The following is a 17,101-nucleotide window of genomic DNA, read 5'->3' as shown; positions in this document are numbered from 1 at the left end:
GATGGCGGCTGTCGCGGTGAGGTCAGTGGCCCGGCAAGGTGATTCGGATGCGCGAGCCGGGGTCGGCGACGGTGATCGAGCCGCCGTGTAGTTCGACGATCCAGCGGGCGATGGCGAGGCCGAGGCCGGTGCCGCCGCCGGTGGTGCCGCCTCGGGTGAATCGTTCGAAGATGCGGGAACGTTCCGGGGCGGGGATGCCGGGGCCGTCGTCGTGGACCTCGAGGACGCAGGTGTCGCGGACGGCGCGGGCGCGGGCGCGGACCTCGCCGCCGACGGGGCCGTGGCGAATCGCGTTGTCGCACAGGTTGATCAGGACCTGGTGTAGGCGGGCGCGGTCGGCGGGGACGGTGAGGTGGGCGGGGACGTCGACGGTGAAGCGGGCGTCGCGGTCGAGGGCGGCGGCGATCACCTCGGCTTCGGCGACGACCTCTTTGACCAGGGGTGCGAGTGGGACGGGTTCGATATCGAGGCGGACCGCGCCCGCTTCGATACTGGACAGGGCGAGCAGTTCGGAGACCAGCAGGCTCAAGCGTTCGGTCTGCGCGAGCGCGGTGCGCAGGGTCGCCGGATCCGGTTCGGCGACACCGTCGACGAGGTTCTCCAGCACCGCGCCCAATGCCGTGACGGGGGTGCGCAGTTCGTGGGAGACATTGGCGATGAAGTCGCGGCGCTGCTGATCGGCGGCGGCGAGGTCGGCGGCCATCTGGTTGAACGCCTCCGCCAACTGCCCCACCTCGTCGCGGGAGGTGGCGCGCACCCGCCGCGAATAGTCGCCGTGGGCCATGTGTTTGGCGGCAGCGGTCATCTCCCGCAGCGGCCGGGTCATACCGTGCGCCAGGATCTGCGAGAGCGCCAAGGCGCTGAGGGTGGCGGCGATGGTGGTGCGCGGTGGCAGCCAGCCGATGCGGACGGCGAAGAATCCGAAGGCCACCGCGCCCGATCCCACCATGAGGATCGCGAGTTTGAGTTTGATCGACCGCACCCGGTCGAGCGGGCGTGGCAGGCGTTCGCCGATCCGGTCGGCGGCGGCGCGCAGTGCGGGTGAGATCTTCACGCGCTCCTCCGTCCCCGCCGCGGCCGTGCGCACACCGGCGGTCCGATCGAGGTGTCGGCGTCGAGTACCTGCGCGTCCGCGTGCTCGGGGCGCGCGAGTCGCCGGCGCCTCAGGTCGGCGGCCCACCCTCCCGTACAGCTTTGGGCCCATCGATTCATCGCCGTCTCTCCTCCCCTGGTGAACGCGGCATGTGTTCGCCCGAATCAGCCCGGTCCGACGCTGTGCCCGGAGGTGTCCGGCCGCACGGGCCACCGTCGGTGGACAGGACGCGCCGCGCGGGTCGCCGATACCGGACGACCACCCGGCGGGTCAGCCGCGTCGATTCCGACGTCGTGCTCTCAGTGTTCATCGCGCCTCCAGGGCGTAGCCGACGCCGTGCACGGTGCGAATGAGATCCGCGCCGAGTTTGCGGCGCAGCGCTTTGACGTGGCTGTCCACGGCGCGGGTGCCGGAGGCGTCGGCCCACCCCCACACCTCGCTGAGCAGGCGTTCGCGCGGGTGCACGGCGCGCGGGCGGCGGGCCAGATGCACGAGGAGTTCGAATTCCAGTGGCGTGAGCTGGGTTTCGCTACCCGCGCGCCAGACGCGGCGTTGGTCGATATCGATGCGCAGGTCGCCGACGAGGATGGCATCGCCGCGGTCGGCGGTGCGTTCCACGCGGCGCAGCAGCGCGTGCACGCGGGCGGTGAGCACGCGCATGGAGAACGGTTTCGTCAGGTAGTCGTCGGCGCCGACGCCCAGGCCGATGAGCATATCGGTCTCGTCGGTGCGGGCGGTGAGCATGAGCACCGGCACCGGACGGTGGGCCTGGACGCGGCGGCACACCTCGAGGCCGTCGAAACCGGGCAGCATGACATCGAGGACGATGAGGTCCGGGTCGCTGGTCTCGGCGGCGCGCACCGCGGTCGGGCCGTCGTGGGCGAGGTCGACGGTGAATCCCTCGGCGCGCAGGCGCGCGGCAATGGATTCGGCGATCGTCGGTTCGTCCTCCACCACGAGGATGCGCCGTCCGCCGCGCTGCTGCTGTTCCATGCAGGTGACCTTATGAGGTGGGCGTGGAGATGGAACGCGCCGATTGTGTAGATCTTGTGGAGACGCGTCACCCGCTGTTTCCCACTCGCCCGTATCCTGTGTCCGCACCTGCGTCCGAAGGAACGACGATGGCTTCGAATCTCCGCGCGGCACAACCGTTCACCCGCTTCGTGGCACTCGGCGACAGCCAGACCGAGGGGATCGGCGACCCCGACGGTACGGGCGGGCACCGCGGCTGGGCGGATCGGCTCGCCGAGCGACTCGCCGCGGCCGACGCGCGGGTGCAATACGCCAATCTGGCCGTGCGCGGTCGCCTGGCCGCCCAGATTCGGTCCGAACAGCTCGCGCCCGCAGTGGCGTTGCGGCCCGATCTGGCGACGGTCATGGCGGGTATGAACGATCTGGTGCGGCCGGTGTTCGATATGGCGGCGACGCTCACCGATATCGAGGCCATGGTCACCGGGCTGCGGGCGACCGGCGCCGAGGTGGTGACCTTCACCTATCCGGATATCGGCGCGATCACGCCCATCGCCCGGCCGTTGTCGGGCCGGATCCGCGCCATGAACGCCGCCATGCGGGTGCTCGCCGCCCGTCACGGGGTCACCCTGGTCGATTTCGAGCCGGTCGCCGCGACCACGCATCGCCTGGTGTGGGCCGAAGACCGGCTGCACCTGAGTCCGCTGGGGCATGAGCTGGTGGCCAGGGCGGTCGCCGACACGCTCGGGATTCCGGGCGCGGACGCGAGCTGGCGGCAGCCGCTGCCCGTCGCGAACCTCGGTCTCGACGCCCTGATCGCCACCGAATGGCGGTGGGCGGCTCACCATTTCGCGCCCTGGGTGGTGCGTCGGGTGCGCGGCAGGTCGCGCGGCGAACAGGTCTACGCCAAGCGGCCGACGCTGCTGCCGGTCCACCCGCAGCGCGAGTCCGCGGCACAGCGCCAGGGTGGCGAGCACTGACGTGCTCGGTGCGCCAGTGTGGACCACAACCAAGCGCTCTACCAACTGAGCTACACCCACCGCGGCCGGTGTTCCCACCGGCACCCGAGCACGGTACGAGATGGCGCGGCGCTCGCGCCACGGGTTTTCGTGCCGTCGGTCACCGCTACGAGCCAGCGGTTGCGAGGGCGAGGGCTCGAGCGGGTCTGCGCGTCGGTGGCGGCCGTGCCTCTCCCGCCCCGACCTGCCCGCCTGTCCTACTACACCGCGTAGGTAACATGTCCGGGTGCGGTCACCGACGGATCCAGCTGCTCGCCTGCGGGGCGCTGCCGTCGGCACGGCGTCGGGGGCGGTCGCCGTGGCGGCGCACGCGCTCGGGGGCGGGACCGCGTTTCCCGAGGCGTCGTTGGCGTTGCTGTTGGCGACCTGTGCGCTGATCGGCGTCGTGGTGGCCACGGTGCGGCCGCGCTCCGGGGTGCTGTCGACCATGGTCATGTTGGCGGTGGGGCAGGGCGTCGGACACGAGGCGCTGTCGATCGCGCCGCACCATCACCGGCATGGGCTGACCGCGGCCATGGTGGCGGCGCATCTGGTGGCGATTCCGGTGGGCGCGATGGTCATTCGCGCGGCAGAGACCGGACTGCGGCGGGCCGTGACGAGTGTGCGGCGCTTCATCGTCGCGCTCGGATTCACGTCCACGCCGCCGGGTCGGCCGCTCGCGGCACTGCCCGCACCGCGCAACGTTGCCCTGCGCTTGCTCGTGAGTTCGGGGATCGGGCGGCGTGGGCCGCCGACCGGACGGAACCTCTCTCCTCTCGCTTTCGCGTAGAACACACGCCGCGTCGCGGACCGATTCTGGTTGCGGCACGCGGGATTCCGGCAGCGCACGCGATCATGCACTGCCTGCCATGCGGCGACACGGCTCGCCAGCACCGCGGCGCCTCGATTGCCACGAATACGCTGGCCGGGCTCCGCGGCGGTTCTCGCCGAAGCGATCACACCTCCCTTCGACCATCGGAGTTCCGTCATGTCCCAATACCCGTCCTCCCATCGTCTGCGCACGACCGCGGTGCGTCGCTTCGGCGCGGTCGCGGCCGTCTCCACCCTCGCCCTGCTGCCGCTGGCCTGCTCCTCGTCCTCCGACAGCGGCGCGGCCAAATCCGCCGACGAGGTGACCGTCGCGGACCAGTGGATCAAGGCCGCCGACACCGGTGTGTCCGCGGCGTTCGGCGTCCTCGAGAACACCGGCGATCAGCCGGTGACTCTCGTCGCGGCGTCCAGTCCCGCCTCGGCGAAGGTGGAGATCCACGAGGTCGTCGCCGACGCGTCCGGCGACAAGACCATGCGCGAGAAGCAAGGCGGCCTCACCATTCCCGCGCACGGCTCGACCACGCTGAAGCCCGGCGGGGAGCATCTGATGTTCATCGATCTGAAGGAACCGCTGCGCACCGGCGCGGAAACCCCGATCACGCTCACCTTCGCCGATGGCTCCAGCACCACCATCACCGCGCAGGTGCGTGACTTCGTGGGCGGCAAGGAGAACTACAACCCCTCCGGCGCCCCCGAGACCCCCGCCCACGGTGGCTGAGCGGTCCCGGTCCCGGCTGTCGCGGCGGCTCCTGCTCGGCGGCGGCGCGGCCGCGGCCGGAGCCGGGGTCGCCGGAATCGGATGGGGCGCGGCCACTCTCGCCCACGACGAACAGCACACCGATCCGGCGACCCGGACGGTGCCGTTCTACGGGACGCATCAGGCGGGTATCGAGACCGAGCCGCAGGATCAGGCGGCGTTCGTCGGTTTCGACCTCGCGCCGGGCACCGGCCGCGAGGACCTCATCGGACTGTTGAAGATCTGGACCGATGACGCCGCGCGTCTCACCCAGGGGCGGCCCGCGCTGGCCGATACCGAGGCGGAACTGGCGGCCCGGCCCGCGCGCCTGACCATCACGGTCGGTTTCGGGCCGGGCATGTTCGCCGCGGCGGGACTCGACCATGCCCGCCCGCACTGGTTGAAGCCGTTGCCGCCGTTCACCATCGACCGTTTGGAGCAGGCCTACACCGGCGCGGACCTGATGCTGCAGATCTGCTCCGACGAGGCGACCACGGTGTCGCACGCGGTGCGGGTGCTGTGCAAGAACGTCACCTCCCTGGTGCGGGTGCGGTGGGTGCAGCGCGGATTCCGCAACGCGTCCCGAGGCCAGACCATGCGCAATCTGATGGGGTCGGTGGACGGCACCGTCAATGTCGCGCCCGGCGTCGACGCCGACCGTCTGGTGTGGGACGACGGGTCGCGGCGGCCGTGGCTGGCGGGCGGCACCTCGATGGTGTTGCGGCGCATCGCCATGAACCTCGACACCTGGGACGAGCTCGACGACGACGGGCGCGAACTCACCGTCGGCCGCCGCGTCGGCAACGGCGCACCGCTGACGGGCACCCGCGAATTCGACGATCCGGATTTCGAGGCCGTCGACGACACCGGTATTCCGATCATTCCGAAGTCGTCGCATATCGCCCGGGCCCATCACACTCACGACGGGGAGCGGTTCCTGCGGCGCGGCTACAACTACGACGACGCGCCACCACCCGGCGCGGTGTCGAATTCGGGGTTGCTGTTCGCGTGTTTCCAGCGTGATATCGACGCCCAGTATCTGCCGGTGCAGCAGCGGCTGGCCGAATTCGACGCGCTCAACCAGTGGACGACGCCGATCGGGTCGGCGGTGTTCGCGATTCCGCCGGGGGTGCCGACACCGGGCGGCTATCTGGGGCAGCCGCTGTTCGAGGCGTGATCGGGTTCGCCGCACGAAGTGCCACAACGCGTTTCGTGCGGCGAACGCCGGGACCGGGGCGGGCGCGCGAGCGCCGTCTGGCCGCCGGTACTGTCGCTAGTCATGACCGTGCTGCGTTCGATCCCGCTGTTCGCGCTGGCCGCCGTCGCGGAGATCGGTGGCGCGTGGCTGATCTGGCAGGGTGTGCGGGAGCATCGCGGCTGGGCGTGGATGGGGGCCGGTGTGGTGGCCCTCGGGCTCTACGGGTTCGTCGCCACGCTGCAACCCGACGCGCATTTCGGTCGTATCCTCGCCGCCTACGGTGGGGTGTTCGTGGCGGGTTCGCTGGCGTGGGGCATGGTCGCCGACGGGTATCGCCCCGACCGCTGGGATATCGCGGGCGCGCTCGTCTGTCTGCTGGGTGTCGCCCTCATCATGTACGCGCCCCGCGGCGTCTAGTGGCGGCGCGGCGCGATCCAGCCAGCGGGTGACGGCGAATACGACGACGCGGTAGGCGAGCACGGCGGGCACGACGACGATCAGCACCAGACGCAGGACCGCGGTGGTACCGGTGACGATCAGATAGCCCACGCTCAGCCCGTCGGGCGACCCGTAGCCGTGCCGCGCCGATACCGCCGCCAACAGCGGGCGCAGGGCGAGGTACAGCACGATCAGCAGCACCGGGACGCGGACGAGTCGCCATCCGGTGCGCACGGCGGGGCTCATCGGGCCAGCTCCGGTCCGGAGGTGAGGAAGGCGAGCAGCAGGGCATTGCCGATCACTCCGCCCGAGGCGAACCGCGTCCGGGCTCCGCTCTGTACGGGCAGCCCGAACAGGTCGGTGGTGCGGAACAGGCGCGTGAACATGTCGCGGTGCCCGAAGGCGCGGGCCGGGGCGAGCGCGAAACCGGTGGCCGAGATCGATATGCCGAGCACCAACGGACCGCTGTCCATATCTCCCGCACCGTCGTAGCCGTCGCCGTATTCGTGAATGGCGCTGAACCCCAGGATATTTCGCTCCTGAGCGAACAACGACGCCGCGAGCTCCCGCGCGAGGGCTTGGTCCGCGAACCCGGCGAAGTAGGCGGCCAAACCCGTTCCCGATGCGCGCGGGGCGTCCTGCGCCGTCCCGTCGACGCCCATGCGCTGCACCACCAATCCGGTGTCGTGGTCGATCTGCACCGCGCGCACCTGACGCGCCCAGTGCGCGAGCACCGCCGAGTGATCGACACCGGTGACGCGGCCGTGCACCGCGATCGCCGCGGCCACGGCCGCCACATCGGTCGGATAGGCGCGCCCGGGAAAGGTGTCCAACAGCGCGGTCGGCGAGGCCAGCAGTCGCCGCTCGTAGGAGGCGATCAGCGCATCGTGGCTCGCCGCGAGATCGGGCGGGAACGCCGGGTCCACCCACCGCGCCATGCCCAGGGCGAGCGCCGGATAGGACAGGTACGCGTGCCCGTCCGGACTGTCGAGTTCCGCCATCCCGTCCCGGCCGTACCACGCGGACGTGAACTCGCTACGCATCTCGGGCAGCAGGCTTTTCGCGGCCGCGCGGGTCGCGATCGGTGCGTACCGTTCGCGCCAGTCCGGGTGGTCCACGCAGATCTGCGCCAGGCCCAGCGCGGTCATCTGATGCGCCAGCAGCCCCCACATCTCGGCCAATCCCCCACCGGTCCCCGAGGCCCGCCGCTCATCGTCCGCGGCTTCGAAGGCGACCAACTCCTCGGCGAGTCCCCGTACCCGCCCCGCCTCCCCGCGATACCACTCGTCGGCGTCGCGCCCACACCACCATCTCGGCAGTACTGCCACGACGGCAAGCGCCGCGACGACGCCGAGCGTGATCGCGATCAGACGACGATGCCGATACATCCGACGCGGCGCGCCGGGAGAACTCCCCATGCTTCGAAGCTACACAGCAACCGTGACACGCCTCGCCCACACGGCGCTCGGACCACACGGAAGCGGCCCTGGCGCAGGCTCTTTCGGTCGTGGGCGAGACCGGAGCGTGCGCGGTCGGGTCACGTCACGGGAGCGCTCAGGCGTCGAGGAGCCTGTCGATGATGGCGCGGGCCGTGGGAATCGCGGTGTCGTCGCCGAAGCGCGCGGCGGTGTTGGCGGCGCTGATCAGGGCATCGAGGTGGAAGGCGACGGCATGCGGGTCGAGGTCCGCGGCGTGGCCCTGCTCCTGGGCGCGGCGAATCTCCTGTTCCAGGAGGGCGAACCAGTCGTCGTGGTCGGCCTTGAGCGCGTCGCGGACCGGGCCTGGGCGGGAATCGAATTCGACCATCCCCGCGGTGCGGAAGCAGCCACCGGGGAAAACCGGTTCGTCGATGTAGGCCAACCAGTTGTCGATCAGCGCGCGCAGTCGCGGCCAGCCGCGCGGGTGGGTCAGAGCCGGGCGCACGACATGGTCGACGAAGACCTCGCGGGCCGCGTCGACGGCGGCGAGTTGCAGCTTCTCCTTGCTGCCGAACAGGGTGGCGACACCGCTCTTGCTGATGCCGAGGTCGCTGGCGAGCCGACCAAGGCTCAGACCGGTGAGTCCTTCCGCGGAGGCCACATCGGCGGCGTGCCGGGCGATGCTCGCGCGGGCGCGCGCGCCTTTCAGCAAGCGCTGGTCGGAGATATCGGTCGGTTCGGCCACGGTCCCATCCTTCCACCCCACCCTTGCCAAAACGCACGATCGGTCGTACTTTTCAAGTATACGAACGATCGTACGTACAGTTTCCTCCTTCGCACTGGAAAGTCCGCGATCATGACCGATCAGCCCACCGTCCACACCGAGGCCGACGACCCCCTGCTGCTCTCCGCCGACGCCGCCCGTGACCTCCTCGCCCCCGTGCCGTGGCGGCGATTCGCGGTGATCGGCGATTCCACCGCCGCGGGCGTCGGCGACCCCTGGCCCGGCTACGAAACCCTGCCCTGGCCCGATCGCGTGGTGCGCACGCTGCGGACGGCGCATCCGGAGGTCGAGTACCTGCGCACCGCGGTGCTGGGCGCGACCATCGCGCGAGTGCGCGACACCCAGCTGGCGCGCGTCCTGGAATTCCAGCCCGATCTGGTGCATGTGAGCTGCGGCGGCAATGACCTGTTCCTGCCCGACGCGGATCTCGCCACCGTGGAGCGCGAACTCGACGAGCTGTGCGCCGCGCTCACCGCCTCCGGTGCGCAGCTGTCGATGTTCACCCTCTCCGATGCCTTCACCGGCCGATTGCGTTCGCTGCGACCGCGTTTCGTCGCCTTCGCCGAACTCACCCGACGGCTCGCGCACCGCCACCACGCCGTCCTCACCGACCTGTGGGAGCATCCGGCGCGGCTGCGCCGGGACTGGCTCAGCGCCGACCGGATTCACCTGACCATGGCCGGACAGGCGGTGGTGGCGACGGAAGTGACGAAATCCCTCGCCCGGCACGCACATTCGCGGCCCGCCCAAACCTCGCACTGACCGGGGCGCGGTGTGCCGAACCCCACGGATTCGGCACACCGCGCAACCATGCACCTTGTGCAGCAATGCCTTTCACGCGCACTGGCATGACGTCGGCTCCACGTGAAACCACGTCACAGCGCGGGCGCGCACTGCCCTCATCCCACGGCGGTCCCCTCGAGCTCGACCAGCTGGCCCGGAATCGCCAGCCGCGTCACCCCGAGCATGGTGGTGGCCGGTGCCACCCGCGCCGCGCCCAACCGCCCCGCCAGCACGCCGTAATGCGTGAACAGCACATCGACATCGGTGGTGTAGACGTTGAGCCGCACCAGATTCGCCAGCGACATCCCGGCCTCGGCGAGCACCGCCTCCAGGTTGTCGAGGCTCAGCGCCAATTGCGCCGCCATATCGCCGTCGTGCTGCGGCTTGCCGTCGGCGTCCATGGCGGTCTGCCCGGAGCAGTACAGGGTGCGGGTCTGCCCGGAGACCAGCTCGCCCTGATTGAATCCCAGCTCCGCCGACCAGGTCACCGGGTTGATCGCCGTTCGTTGCACTGCCACGTCCGCTCCATTCGTCGAGAATTCCTACGCGTTCGAGCTTGGCAACAAATCACGACATCCTTGGTCATGTATTCCGGGTAGATTTTCTCCATGCGCGCTGACCGGTTGGTCTCGCTCGTGCTGCTGTTGCGTCAGCGCGGACGGATGACCGCGGAGACCCTCGCCCGCGAGCTGGAAGTATCCACCCGGACCGTGCTGCGCGATATCGAAGCCCTCTCGGCGGCGGGCGTGCCCGTCTACGCCGAACGCGGTCGCCACGGCGGTTTCGCGCTGCTGCCCGGATTCCAGACCGAACTCACCGGGCTCAACCACGACGAGGCGCTCGCCCTGCTGGTCGCCGGATCACGGCGCGGCGCACAGGCTTTCGGCCTGAACGCGGCCCTCGCGTCGGCCATGCGCAAGGTGGTCGACGCACTGCCCGAGAGCTATCGCGCCACCGCCAGCGATGTCGCGCAACGCCTGCTCATCGAGCCGGAGACCGACCTGCTCACCCGACGGTTGATCGCCGAGGAACTGCCCGACGCCGTGGTCGCCGCCGTGCGGGGCGCGGTATTCGCCGGACACAAGCTGCGCATTCACTACGCGGCCGTGGACCAGGCCGCGCAGTGGCGCACGGTGGACCCGATCGGCCTGGTCACCGTGCGTGGACAGGGTTATCTACTGGCCACCAGGGAGGGCGCCGACCGCACCTACCGGCTGTCGCGCATTCTGGCCGCCGAGGAGCTGTCCGAACCGGCGCAGCGACCCGAGCGCGTCGATCTGCATCGCGCCTGGCAGGAACGCGGTACGCGCTTTCGGACCGGCGGCGACCAGATCATCGTGCATTGCCGAGTACATCCGGCGCAGCGAGAGGACGTGGTGGGCACCGCGCTCGCCGTGCGCGCCGAAGCGCCCGACACCGACGGATGGTTGCGCCTGGAGGTGAGTTTTCAAGATGCGCGACATGCCGAATGGGCGCTGTGGCAGGCCGCGACGAACGCGGAAGTCCTTGCCCCGCAATGGTTGCGCGTCGCCCTGCGAGACCGCGCCGCCGCCATCGCCGCGCGCTACACCGATCGAGAGGACTAGAGTTCGGCCCCCGCCGCGCGGCGCTCCCGGCGACGGCGCAGGTAGCGGCGGATGCGGCTGGCCAGGAAGATCACCAGGAAAATGCCGATCACCAGCAGCGCGCCCGCGCCGATGGCCGCCGCGAGCGGGTGATAGATGGCGAGGGTGACCAGCGCGGCGACGGTGAGATCCTCGGCCGTGCTCATGACGATATTGCTCGCGGGCTCGGGAGAGGTATTGATGGCCATGCGAGTTCCGGCCTTGACCAGGTGGCTGACCAGCGCCGTCGTGCCGCCGACCGCACCCGCGGCGAGCTGCGGAATCGACCCGTCCTGATCGGCCAGCAGACCCGCGACCACCGCCCCGGAGGCCGGGCGCACCACCGTGTGGACGGCGTCCCAGAACGAATCCAGGTACGGAATCTTGTCCGCGACCGCCTCGATGACGAAGAGCACCCCGGCCACGATCAGCACATCGGTGCGTTGCAGCGCCGCCGGAACATCATCGGACAATCCGGTTACACCGAAGAGGCCCAGGAGCAGGACCACGGCATAGGCGTTGACCCCGCTCGCCCAGCTCGCGGTGAAGATCAACGGCAGTGCGGTCATGACGTAATCCTATGGCGCGCAACGGGGTGAGCGCGCTTGACGACACCCACCCCGTGAGAGATAGTGGCAGAAATTCTCTCATCCTCAATGTGGAGGTGGCTCATGAGCACGGACACACCGCGCTTCGGACCCGGTTCGCTGCTCTACGAAACCTACGGTGACCGGCGCGGATACCTGCTCGCACCGATGGAGGGGCTGCTCCAGCTCATGTACCCGTCGCTGGGACGCGGCGTGGAAGAGCACTCGGATTTCTTCAATGAGCCGTGGGAGCGGCTGTTCCGGTCGGTCCCACAGATCCAGGGCATGATCTACGACGGCCCGCAGGCGATGCACACCGCCGCGCAGGTGCGCGACTTCCACAAGCACATCAAGGGCGAGATGCCCTCCGGCGAGCGCTATCACGCGCTGGACCCGCACACCTACTTCTGGGCGCACGCCACCTTCATCGACACCGCGTGGCGGGCCCGCGACCTGTTCGCGCAGCGGCCCTACACCCGCGAGGAGAAGGCCGCCGTCTACGCCGAGGGCGTGCGCTGGTGGAACATGTACGGCATGTCGCAGCGCATCGTGCCGCCCAGCTACGACGAATTCCTCGAGTACTGGGACCACACGCTGCACCACGTCCTGGAACCGACACCGGCGGCGCGGGGACTCATCGACTACTTCGACCATGCCGGTGATATGCCGCAGCCGTGGATTCCCAAGGCGCTCTGGCGAATTCTCGCACCCAGCGCCAGCGAGGCGTGGCGACACCTGCTCGTCGGCACGCTGCCGCCGCATATTCGCGAGATGTACGGCTACCGCTGGACGCGCGCCAACCAGGTCGCCTTCGACACCTTCCGCCAGGCCGTCATGCGCACCTGGCCGCTGCTGCCGGAGTCCGTGCGGATCATGCCGAGGGCGCGGGCGGCGTATCGGCGCGAGGGGCGCACCGGCATTCGGGTGGCGCTCGAACGCGCGGCCGTCGCGCCGGAGCGTTTGCGCACGGCTGTATAGAACAGACGCGACGGGAACGAGGCTCGGCGATCACCGCCTCGTCTCGGAGCGCGGACAGCAGCGTCGCGGCACCGAGCTCGGTGCCGCGACGCTGTCCTTCGGTAGGAGGTGTCGGCTAGGTCCAGAGGGTCGCGACGAAGACGTTCACGATGGCCAGCCAACCCGCGGCATGCGTCATCCACGGCAGGGCCTTGCCGCGTTTGGCGTCCGCGCGGCCGATCTCGGCGAAGGCCGCCACCGCCACCGAGATCACCAATTTCACGATGATCTTGGTCATGTTGGGATCCTTGCCGAGCGAGTCGATCGACTCGGCCATGCCGACCAGGATCACCCCGGTGACCAGCTGCGCGCGGGCGCCCCACACCATCAATTCGGACACTCGCGGCTGACTCGCCGCGTATCCGCCGACCACCGCGGCCATGCCGAGCAGATGGGCGACGACCAGGAGGTTGTAGACGAAATCCATGAATCCACACGGTAGTTCATGAACACCCGTCAACGACAGCCGGTAGTACCGAAAATCGCTGATCCCGCCATCATCACAAGTTTCGCGCCGACGCGCGCCGGGTAGTCCACTCCAAGTGGCTCACACGGTCCGTGCGCGGCGGGGGTGTGGCCGGACCGCTATGGGCAACAGCGTGGCTAGGAGAAGAGGGTGGCGGTTGTACTCGTGCTACGCGCACGCGGACTGGGTGATCTGCTCACCGCCGTCCCGGCGCTGCGCGCGCTCCGCCGGGCCAGGCCCGGGGACCACATCGCACTCGCCGCACCGCACCGCCTGAAACCCATCGTCGACCTCGTCGCCTCCGTGGACGAGATGATCCCCACCGCCGGACCGGCCGGAATGCGCTGGGACGGCCCCTCTCCCGCACTCGCGGTCAATCTGCACGGCTCCGGCCCCGAAGGGCTCGTCGAGCTGACCCGCACCCGCCCCGACCGCATCCTCACCTACCGCAATCACGCCTTTCCCGAACTACCCGGGCCCGAATGGGAACCGGATATGCACGACGTGGATCGCTGGTGCCATCTGCTCGAGACCGACGGCATCACCGCCGACCGTCGCAATCTCGGCCTGGTGCCGCCCGTGGCCACGACGAGCCACAAGGATTGCGTGGCAGTGCACATCGGTGCGGGCGCGCCCGCACGGCGTTGGCCGCCCGACCGGTTCGCCGCGGTCATCCGGCATCTGCTGGTCCAGGGTCGCGAGGTGGTGCTCACCGGCGACGAATTCGAACGCGATCTCGCCCTCGGCATCGCCGCGCGCGCGGGTCTGCCGGTCTCGCGGGTGCTCGCCGGGGAGCAGAACCTCATCGAACTCGCCGCCACCGTCGCCGAGGCCGCGCTCGTCGTCTCCGGCGATACCGGCGTCGCGCATCTGGCCACCGCGTTCGGCACCCGCACCGTCCTGCTGTTCGGCCCCAATCCCCCCTCGCGCAGCGGCCCGCCGCCGCATCTGCTGGGCCGCCACGTGGTGCTGTGGGCCGGACAGCTCGGCGATCCCGACGCCGCCACCCCCGACCCCGGACTGCTGAAGATCGGCGTCACCGAGGTGGTGAACGCCGTGGACAAGCAGCTGAGCAAGCGGCCCTGGCAGGGCACCGGAATGGACCGGCGCGGGCAACAGTACCGCCGCGTGGGCTAGGACGCGATCGCGTCCTGGCACGAAAATTGGCCTCCCACACCGGAATCGCACACGGGTGACCGATAGCCACCCCCTCGCGCGACCCGACTCGACGCGTCCTGACGACACGAACCGCTCGACCAAACCGGATCCCCAGCACAGACCCGCGCTCCCGCCGGAGCGTCGCCACGAAGTCACGGCTGGGCGCGCGGCCGCGGCGCGTCAGCGGATTGGCGGGCCGCCCGGCGGCGGTGGCTGGGCCTCCCCTATATCCGCGTGAGCACTGGAGACCGCCGCCGAGTACGCGGCGATGGCGCTCGGCCAGAACTGTTCGAGATAATCGCGGGCGTCGGCCAGGCCGCGGGGGTCCAAGGAATACAGTCGGCGATTGCCCGCCGGTTGCGCCATGACGAGGCGGGCCTCGCGCAGGACCTTGAGATGCTGCGATACCGCCGAGCTGGTGACGCCCGTGATGGCCGCGAGTTCACCGACCGAGCGCGGGCCCTGCGGCAAGGCCTCGAACACAGCACGGCGGGTCGGGTCCGCGAGCGCCACCAACACCCGAACTCCATTAGTCGGCACTTAAACAGGGTGTCATGACGACGGCGTGTCGTTCAAGATCGCGATAATCCACATTTCCCCAGGTCGCATAGAAACTTACGGCGTGTCGTTACCTAGTCGTGATGTATCAACTGGGGTTTTGCGGCGATGTGACGGTAACGACAAGGTTTCGGTTATGCGGTTTAGCTCCCGTACGTTCTAGCCATGCCCGTAACCGTTCCGTTATCTACCGGTCGCGTCATTCGCCGGTACCGGGCCGCAGCGACTCGTGCCGTGGCCGTCACCGCCATTGCCGGATGCTCGCTGTCCGTGCTCGCCGCCGCCGACCAGCAGACCGAGAGCAACCCCACCGACACGCTGGCCGCCGCACCCGTCCAGGCCGCGCCGGTCGCCAATGCCGCCCCGGTCGCCGTGCAGGTGCCCGAATTCGTTCCGCCGCAGGTCACCGATCTGCTCAACAGCTTCGCCCAGGACCACCGTCCGCGCACCGTGCGCCCGGTCGCCGGACCGCTGAGCTCCGGCTTCGGTATGCGCTGGGGCGCTATGCACGCCGGTCTGGACTTCGCCGACGGCTTCGGCGCGCCGATCGCCGCCGTCACCGACGGCACCGTCATCGAGGCGGGCCCGGCCTCGGGCTTCGGCCTGTGGGTGCGGGTGCAGCAGGATGACGGCACCATCGGCGTGTACGGCCATATGCAGGACATCCTGGTGCACGTCGGCCAGCAGCTGCGTGCCGGTGACGTGATCGCCACCGTCGGCAGCCGCGGCTACTCCACCGGACCGCATCTGCACTACGAGGTGCACACCGATGCCGGTCCGATCGATCCGCATCCGTGGCTCGCGGGCCGCGGCTTGGATGTCGGCTACTCGCAGGACTGACCTCACGCCGATCGACAACCGATGAGGGGTTGCCGATCACCGCACACGACATGACGCAGGCCCCCGGATCCCGGGGGCCTGCGTCGTGGGCGCGCCCTGGTATCCAAAAGGTGTCGGAGCACGCGAGCCCCGCGGTGCGCGAGAACCTTTGGTGCACCGTGGTTTCCGCGTCTAGTACCGGAGTACTAGACGCGAACGGCTCTGCCGGGGGACCCGGCGCGCGGCGGCGCGTACATAACGTCAGCGCCATGATCACCGACTCGCCCGCCCCGGTCCGAGCGTCCACCGCCCCACGCCTGCACCGCCCGCTGATGGTCGCCGCCTCGGTCATGTCCGCACTGGTCATGGCCTCGCTGTTCGGCATGGTGGTCGACGACCGGATGCTGCTCGGCGAGTCGATCTGGTTCAAGCCGTTCAAGTTCGGCCTCTCCTTCGCGCTCTACACCGCGACACTGGCCTGGCTGCTGTCGTTTCCGCATCGCGGCAGCCGGATCACCTGGTGGATGGGGACGGCCTTCGCCGTAACCGGCATCGTCGATGTCGGATTCATCGTGACGCAGGCCTCGCGCGGCACCTTCAGCCACTTCAACACCGAGACCGACGCGGTGAACACCATCGGCCAGAACGTCTTCATGTCCGGCGTGATCGGGCTGTTCGTGGCGAATGTCGTGATCGCCGTGGTGCTTTCGTGGCAACGCATCACCGACCGCCCGACCGGCCTGGCGATTCGCGCGGGATTGTTCATCGCGGCGCTCGGTATGGCCATGGCGTATCTGGTGGGCTGGACCGGCAGGCAGCAGAGCACCGACGCCTACGGCAAGCCCGTGGAGTTGGCCGCCGGGCACACCGTCATGCCCGATCAGCCGCTCGTGCGCGATGGCGTGGGCGCGATGCCCGTCACGCATTGGAGCACCGTCGGCGGCGACCTGCGCATTCCGCACTTTCTGGGCATGCACGGGATTCAGCTGCTGATCATCGCCGCGCTCGCGCTGGCCTGGTTCGCCCCGCGAGTGCCGTGGCTGCGCGGTGAGCGCGCCCGTGCCCAGGTCATCGCGGTGCTGTCGCTGGCCTACACGGCGCTGATGGCGGTGCTGCTGTGGCAGGCGCTGCGCGGACAGCCGATCACCCGACCCGATGCCGCCACCCTGACGGCGTTCGGTGTCCTGGTCGCGGCGACCGCGGCCGGGGTGGCGCTGGTGCGCTACCGGGCGGGTCGCGTCGAGGAGGTCAGCGCAGGCGCTCCGCGTCCCGAGCCAGTGCGACCAGCGTCGCGGTGAGCTCTTTGAGTTCGGTCGCGTCCGCGCCCTCGGCGACGGCGGTGGCCACATCCTCGGCGGCACAGCGCGCGGCGAACCAGCGGTCGGACAGATCCGCGACCTCCTGCGCCGACAGCACCACGGCGTCCTCCGGAATTCCGGTGCCCTTCACGCTGTTTCGGTGTTCGTAGGCGCGTTGGCGGCAGGATTGGCGGCAGTATCGTCGGCGTCGCCCGATCTCGGATTCGCCAATCTCTCTTCCGCACCACGAGCACGTCCCCAGGCGTCGCGACGACATGAGTCGAGACAGTAGCGGTTCCCGGTCGGGAGCGGGAGCGGGGCACGCCGGTCGAAGGCGGTATCGGCG

General features: G+C 69.7%; 20 protein-coding genes. 11 read left to right on the top strand and 9 right to left on the bottom strand.

The window, feature by feature from the left end; genetic code table 11:
* Nucleotides 1–22: 22 nt before the first annotated feature.
* A complete protein-coding gene (locus ACIBH2_RS01835) occupies nt 23–949 on the bottom strand; it encodes an ATP-binding protein (RefSeq protein ID WP_397116766.1) in 927 nt (308 codons plus the stop codon).
* A gap of 450 nt (nt 950–1,399) precedes the next feature.
* Entirely contained in the window at nt 1,400–2,086 is a 687-nt protein-coding gene (locus ACIBH2_RS01830) for a response regulator (RefSeq protein ID WP_397112351.1), read from the bottom strand.
* Between the two features lie 128 nt (nt 2,087–2,214).
* Between ACIBH2_RS01830 and ACIBH2_RS01825 the strand changes: the two genes are divergently transcribed.
* The 5 genes from ACIBH2_RS01825 (at nt 2,215) to ACIBH2_RS01805 (ending at nt 6,242) form a co-directional block, all read left to right on the top strand.
* The gene (locus tag ACIBH2_RS01825; RefSeq protein WP_397112349.1) at nt 2,215–3,042 is read left to right on the top strand and encodes an SGNH/GDSL hydrolase family protein; all 828 of its coding nucleotides are present in this window, start codon (nt 2,215–2,217) and stop codon (nt 3,040–3,042) included.
* A 265-nt stretch (nt 3,043–3,307) separates the two neighbouring features.
* A complete protein-coding gene (locus ACIBH2_RS01820) occupies nt 3,308–3,850 on the top strand; it encodes a hypothetical protein (RefSeq protein ID WP_397112347.1) in 543 nt (180 codons plus the stop codon).
* 198 nt (nt 3,851–4,048) lie between these two features.
* Nucleotides 4,049–4,609 (top strand): copper chaperone PCu(A)C, encoded by a 561-nt coding sequence (locus ACIBH2_RS01815; RefSeq protein WP_397112345.1) that lies wholly within the window; start codon nt 4,049–4,051, stop codon nt 4,607–4,609.
* A complete protein-coding gene (locus tag ACIBH2_RS01810; RefSeq protein ID WP_397112343.1) occupies nt 4,602–5,804 on the top strand; it encodes a Dyp-type peroxidase in 1,203 nt (400 codons plus the stop codon). The genes ACIBH2_RS01815 and ACIBH2_RS01810 overlap by 8 nt, the downstream gene beginning before the upstream one ends.
* 102 nt (nt 5,805–5,906) lie before the next feature.
* Nucleotides 5,907–6,242 carry a YnfA family protein gene (locus ACIBH2_RS01805; protein ID WP_397112341.1) on the top strand — a complete coding sequence of 112 codons (336 nt, stop codon included), beginning with the start codon at nt 5,907–5,909 and terminating at the stop codon, nt 6,240–6,242.
* Between the two features lie 263 nt (nt 6,243–6,505).
* On the opposite strand, the gene ACIBH2_RS01800 is transcribed toward ACIBH2_RS01805, so the two are convergent.
* Together ACIBH2_RS01800 and ACIBH2_RS01795 are read right to left on the bottom strand one after the other, a co-directional pair.
* Nucleotides 6,506–7,681 carry a hypothetical protein gene (locus ACIBH2_RS01800; protein ID WP_397112339.1) on the bottom strand — a complete coding sequence of 392 codons (1,176 nt, stop codon included), beginning with the start codon at nt 7,679–7,681 and terminating at the stop codon, nt 6,506–6,508.
* A 136-nt stretch (nt 7,682–7,817) separates the two neighbouring features.
* Nucleotides 7,818–8,426, bottom strand: coding sequence for a TetR/AcrR family transcriptional regulator (locus tag ACIBH2_RS01795; protein WP_397112337.1), 609 nt, complete (start codon nt 8,424–8,426; stop codon nt 7,818–7,820).
* A 111-nt stretch (nt 8,427–8,537) separates the two neighbouring features.
* Between ACIBH2_RS01795 and ACIBH2_RS01790 the strand changes: the two genes are divergently transcribed.
* Entirely contained in the window at nt 8,538–9,227 is a 690-nt protein-coding gene (locus ACIBH2_RS01790; RefSeq protein ID WP_397112335.1) for an SGNH/GDSL hydrolase family protein, read from the top strand.
* Nucleotides 9,228–9,364: 137 nt separating this feature from the next.
* Here the strand turns inward: ACIBH2_RS01790 and ACIBH2_RS01785 are convergent, their stop codons facing one another.
* Nucleotides 9,365–9,760, bottom strand: a complete 396-nt coding sequence (locus ACIBH2_RS01785) for a RidA family protein (protein ID WP_397116763.1) — start codon at nt 9,758–9,760, stop codon at nt 9,365–9,367.
* Between the two features lie 96 nt (nt 9,761–9,856).
* Here ACIBH2_RS01785 and ACIBH2_RS01780 point away from each other — a divergent pair, with 96 nt between their 5' ends.
* Nucleotides 9,857–10,834, top strand: a complete 978-nt coding sequence (locus tag ACIBH2_RS01780) for a helix-turn-helix transcriptional regulator (protein WP_397112333.1) — start codon at nt 9,857–9,859, stop codon at nt 10,832–10,834.
* Here ACIBH2_RS01780 and ACIBH2_RS01775 read toward each other — a convergent pair.
* Nucleotides 10,831–11,421, bottom strand: a complete 591-nt coding sequence (locus ACIBH2_RS01775; protein WP_397112331.1) for a DUF4126 domain-containing protein — start codon at nt 11,419–11,421, stop codon at nt 10,831–10,833. The two genes, ACIBH2_RS01780 and ACIBH2_RS01775, sit on opposite strands and share 4 nt — an antisense overlap.
* 102 nt (nt 11,422–11,523) lie before the next feature.
* On the opposite strand from ACIBH2_RS01775, the gene ACIBH2_RS01770 reads away from it, so the two are divergent.
* Nucleotides 11,524–12,417 carry an oxygenase MpaB family protein gene (locus ACIBH2_RS01770; protein ID WP_397112329.1) on the top strand — a complete coding sequence of 298 codons (894 nt, stop codon included), beginning with the start codon at nt 11,524–11,526 and terminating at the stop codon, nt 12,415–12,417.
* Between the two features lie 115 nt (nt 12,418–12,532).
* Here the strand turns inward: ACIBH2_RS01770 and ACIBH2_RS01765 are convergent, their stop codons facing one another.
* Complete coding sequence (locus ACIBH2_RS01765) at nt 12,533–12,883, bottom strand: hypothetical protein (protein WP_397112327.1); 351 nt, start codon at nt 12,881–12,883, stop codon at nt 12,533–12,535.
* A 189-nt stretch (nt 12,884–13,072) separates the two neighbouring features.
* Here ACIBH2_RS01765 and ACIBH2_RS01760 point away from each other — a divergent pair, with 189 nt between their 5' ends.
* Nucleotides 13,073–14,059 (top strand): glycosyltransferase family 9 protein, encoded by a 987-nt coding sequence (locus ACIBH2_RS01760; protein WP_397112325.1) that lies wholly within the window; start codon nt 13,073–13,075, stop codon nt 14,057–14,059.
* Between the two features lie 201 nt (nt 14,060–14,260).
* On the opposite strand, the gene ACIBH2_RS01755 is transcribed toward ACIBH2_RS01760, so the two are convergent.
* On the bottom strand, nt 14,261–14,620 hold the full coding sequence (locus ACIBH2_RS01755; protein ID WP_397112323.1) for an ArsR/SmtB family transcription factor: 360 nt from the start codon (nt 14,618–14,620) through the stop codon (nt 14,261–14,263).
* Between the two features lie 183 nt (nt 14,621–14,803).
* Here ACIBH2_RS01755 and ACIBH2_RS01750 point away from each other — a divergent pair, with 183 nt between their 5' ends.
* Together ACIBH2_RS01750 and ACIBH2_RS01745 are read left to right on the top strand one after the other, a co-directional pair.
* The gene (locus tag ACIBH2_RS01750; RefSeq protein ID WP_397112321.1) at nt 14,804–15,478 is read left to right on the top strand and encodes a M23 family metallopeptidase; all 675 of its coding nucleotides are present in this window, start codon (nt 14,804–14,806) and stop codon (nt 15,476–15,478) included.
* Nucleotides 15,479–15,726: 248 nt separating this feature from the next.
* Nucleotides 15,727–16,755 carry a hypothetical protein gene (locus ACIBH2_RS01745; protein ID WP_397112319.1) on the top strand — a complete coding sequence of 343 codons (1,029 nt, stop codon included), beginning with the start codon at nt 15,727–15,729 and terminating at the stop codon, nt 16,753–16,755.
* Here the strand turns inward: ACIBH2_RS01745 and ACIBH2_RS01740 are convergent.
* Entirely contained in the window at nt 16,706–17,032 is a 327-nt protein-coding gene (locus ACIBH2_RS01740) for a hypothetical protein (RefSeq protein WP_397112317.1), read from the bottom strand. The genes ACIBH2_RS01745 and ACIBH2_RS01740 overlap by 50 nt on opposite strands.
* Between the last annotated feature and the right edge of the window lie 69 nt (nt 17,033–17,101).

The sequence above is a fragment of the Nocardia sp. NPDC050406 genome (assembly GCF_044459025.1).
Taxonomy (GTDB): Bacteria; Actinomycetota; Actinomycetes; order Mycobacteriales; family Mycobacteriaceae; genus Nocardia.
This window is presented reverse-complemented; position numbering and strand designations above follow the sequence as displayed.